Annotated in this window: 4 protein-coding genes; 2 read left to right on the forward strand and 2 right to left on the reverse strand. The window is 73.3% G+C overall.

Translation table 11 applies throughout. From position 1 onward, the window contains the following. Window positions 1-328 precede the first annotated feature (328 nt). Entirely contained in the window at window positions 329-1,063 is a 735-nt protein-coding gene (locus IEZ00_RS34195; RefSeq protein WP_189227495.1) for a YqjF family protein, read from the reverse strand. Between the two features lie 90 nt (window positions 1,064-1,153). Here IEZ00_RS34195 and IEZ00_RS34200 point away from each other — a divergent pair, with 90 nt between their 5' ends. Further along, window positions 1,154-2,149, forward strand: coding sequence for a glycosyltransferase (locus IEZ00_RS34200; protein WP_189227496.1), 996 nt, complete (start codon window positions 1,154-1,156; stop codon window positions 2,147-2,149). Between the two features lie 11 nt (window positions 2,150-2,160). Here the strand turns inward: IEZ00_RS34200 and IEZ00_RS34205 are convergent, their stop codons facing one another. Continuing rightward, the gene (locus IEZ00_RS34205) at window positions 2,161-2,733 is read right to left on the reverse strand and encodes a TetR/AcrR family transcriptional regulator (protein WP_189227497.1); all 573 of its coding nucleotides are present in this window, start codon (window positions 2,731-2,733) and stop codon (window positions 2,161-2,163) included. Between the two features lie 176 nt (window positions 2,734-2,909). Between IEZ00_RS34205 and IEZ00_RS34210 the strand changes: the two genes are divergently transcribed. Beyond that, window positions 2,910-3,290 (forward strand): ester cyclase (locus IEZ00_RS34210; RefSeq protein WP_189227498.1); only part of this gene is annotated, 381 nt, incomplete at its 3' end.

The following is a 3,290-nucleotide window of genomic DNA, read 5'->3' on the forward strand; positions in this document are numbered from 1 at the left end:
CCGACGAGGCCGCGCCGATCGCGGCGAAGGTGATGTCGAGCACCTGCTCCGTCTCGGACTCCGCGTCCTTGCCGATGGCGTCGATCATCTCGTCGAAGGCCGAGATGAACAGCGAACCCTTGAACTTGTTCTCCTCCGTGATCTCCATGCCGGGAGGTGATTCGACAACCATGCGCAGGGGCCTTTCTCAGAACGGCGTGATCGGATCGACCGGGGGCGCGGCGCAGGAGTCCGCGACCCGGTGAACCGCCAGCCGACTCCTACCCGCCAACGCGCCGCCAACGCATGGCCAACACCCCGTGCGCCAGTGGCGCCCGCGAACCGGGTCTCACCCGGTCCTGACCGGCGGCCCGAACCGGACCGGGACGCCGGGGGAGTGCAGGACGCTGACCGGCGGCCCGACCGGCGCGGGCAGACCCGCCGCCGCGATGAGCGTCTCGTCCACGTGGAGCAGCTCGGCCCGGCGCAGCGGCCATGGCGGGTGCTCGTTGGGCAGGTACAGCGCGCGTCCGCGCCAGGGCACGTGCAGGCCCCACCGCGCGGTCAGGAAGTGCTCCAGCGGGGTCGGTTCCGCGATCGGCCGCCCCACCCGGACCACCAGGCGGCCCGACACCCCGCGCGACCGGGGCCACCGGCGGACGCACGTGTAGGTGATCACGTCGCCCCGGCGGTGCAGGCGCATCCTCGACCAGGTGTAGGGCAGGCGTGCGCCGAGCCTGCCGACGAGCGCGGGCACCAGGCGGGCGGCGTCCAGGGAGCGGAACACCACGCCGCGACGGCCCGCGCCGTCCACCGAGTACAGCCGCACGTTGGTCTCGCAGAACGTCCTGAAGTACGGCACCCCCGGCTCCACCGGCAGCCGCACCCGGTGCATCCGGAAGGGCACCAGCCCGACGTAGGTCACGCCGTCCAGGGTGTCCGGCCGCGTGCCCGGCGGCAGCAGGCCCGCAACCCGCGCCGGTGCCACCGGCCAGTGCGCGAACGTCACGTCGCGCCACCACTGCGCCAGCGTGGACCACCGCACCGGTCGCGGGGTGGAAGGGGTGATCGCCTCGGCCGCCATGTCGCCCCCCGGCTGCTGGAGATCAGCCCACCGTAGCCGACCGCGGGCCCGCCGAGCCGCGACCGCGCGGCCAGGGGTAGGTTCGCCGCCGTGCGCGTGCTGTTCGCCAGTTCCGCCTCGGTCGGCCACACCTACCCGATGATCCCGCTCGCGGTCGCCGCGCGGGACGCGGGCCACGAGGTGCACTGGGCCACCGGGGAGCACGTGCACGCGGCGCTCGCCGCGAACGGGCTGCGCCCCTTCCGACCCGCGGACTCGTTCTACGAAATCTACGCCGAGGACCTCGAACCGGAACTGGCCAGGCTGCGGCCGGACCTCGTCGTGCACGGGTGGGGCGTGCCGGGCGCGGCCGTCGCCGCCCACCGCGCCGGGATTCCCGGTCTGTGGCACGGTTTCGGCCGCGCGATCCCCGAGGGGATCGGCCTGGAACTGCCCTCGGACACCGTCGCGGGCGGCAGGCCGCACCTGGACATCTGCCCGCCCTCGTTGCAGGACAGCGGTTTCCTGGCAACCGGGAACCGGATCGCGCTGCGCCCCGTCCCGCACGCCGAACCGGTCGCGTGGGCGACGCCCGGTGCCGGGGAGCCGCTGGTCTACCTGACCTTCGGCACCGCGTTCGGCACCGCGGCACTGCTCACCACGGCGATCAGGGGGCTGGCGGCGCTGGGCGCGCGGGTGGTGGTCGCCACCGGTCGGGTGCCCGTGGCCGATCTCGGGGACCTGCCGGACAACGTCACCGCGCGGGCGTGGGTGCCGCAGGCCGAACTGCTCAGGCACGCCGACGTGGCCGTCCACCACGGCGGCAGCGGCACCACCCTCGGCGCGCTCGCCTTCGGCGTGCCCCAGTTGGTGCTGCCCCAGGGGGCCGACCAGTTCGCCAACGCCGAGGCCCTGCGCGCGGTCGGCGCCGGTCTGCGCCTGCTGCCCGACGAGGTGGACGCCGACGCCGTCGCCCACCAGGTGCGCGGGCTGCTGCGGGACGGCGCGCACCGCGACGCGGCCCGCGCCGTCGCCGGGGAGATCGCCCGGATGCCTGCCCCGGACGAGGTCGCCCGCCTGCTGCCGGAGTACGCGCGAGGCGGCTGAGGCCCCCGCTCTCAGTCGCGCGCTCTGATGCCGTCCAGTGCCATGGTGAGCACGCGCTCGCGCTGGGCGTCGTCGGCGAAGCTCGCGCCGCTGATGCCGTTGATCAGGTACCGGACGTCGTCGAAGGTGACGTCGGTGCGGGCCTCGCCCGCCTCCTGGGCGCGGCGCAGCAGCGGGACTCCAGCGCGGTGGATCAGCTCGATGCAGGCGGCGAACATCGGCGAGTCGGTGTTGAGCGCCTCGTAGACGGCCTTCTTGGTGGTCGCGTAGCCGACGAACCGGCGCAGCCAGATCACCAGCGCGTCCCACGGGTCGTGGTCGCGCAGCTCGTCGGCGACCGCGGCCAGCGCCTCGACCTCGTCGACGTAGACGGCCTCGAACAGCGCTTGGCGGGTCGGGAAGTTGCGGTAGAGCGTGCCGATGCCGACCCCGGCGCGCCGGGCGATCTCCTCCAGCGAGCCGTTGACGCCGTCGGCGGCGAAGACCTCGCGCGCCGCGGCCAGCAGTGCGTCGAACTTGCGCCTGCTGTCGGCGCGCTGCGGTCGCGGCACGGCGACCCGCGCGCCCGGTTCGGTCGTGGCCATCGGAGTCCTCCCGATTCTCGGGCCTTGCTTGCGGAGGCACCCCTCCGTTAGAGTGGAGGCACCCCTCCGGAAGGGGTTCCCCCACTATAGCCGCCGATGTCGGCCGCCTTGTCGCGGACAACGGCGCGGACAACCGCGCCCGCGAACCCGGCAATGACCGCCAAGGATGGGAAATCATGGCTCAACCAGCAGTTCCGAGCATCGTCGAAGGGCTCACCGCCGGTCAGCGCGAAGCCGTCGAAAAGCTCTACCGAGGGGTCGCGGGAGAGTTCGACCTGCTCGACGAGGCGGTGACGCCGAACTGGTCGGACATTCCGGCCGCGCCCGGTCAGGCACCGGGCCCGGACGGCGTCAAACCGCAATTCGCCAAGTTCCACCGGGTGTTCCAGGACGTCTCGGTCACCATCCACGAAGTGGTCGGCGCGAACGGTCGGGCGGCCGTCCGGGCGGAGATCAGGGCGAGCTTCACCGGCGAGTGGATGGGTGTCGTGGGCACCGGCCGGGAATGCGTCATCCCGATCCACGAATTCCACCACTTCGACGGCGACCGGATCGCC

The organism is Saccharothrix coeruleofusca, assembly GCF_014648515.1.
In the GTDB taxonomy this organism is placed as follows: domain Bacteria; phylum Actinomycetota; class Actinomycetes; order Mycobacteriales; family Pseudonocardiaceae; genus Actinosynnema; species Actinosynnema coeruleofuscum.

Coding starts and splice junctions, on each gene's coding strand:
- IEZ00_RS34195 (WP_189227495.1), bottom strand. CDS start 1,063: ATGGCGGCCGAGGCGATCACCCCTTCCACCCCGCGACCGGTGCGGTGG.
- IEZ00_RS34205 (WP_189227497.1), bottom strand. CDS start 2,733: ATGGCCACGACCGAACCGGGCGCGCGGGTCGCCGTGCCGCGACCGCAG.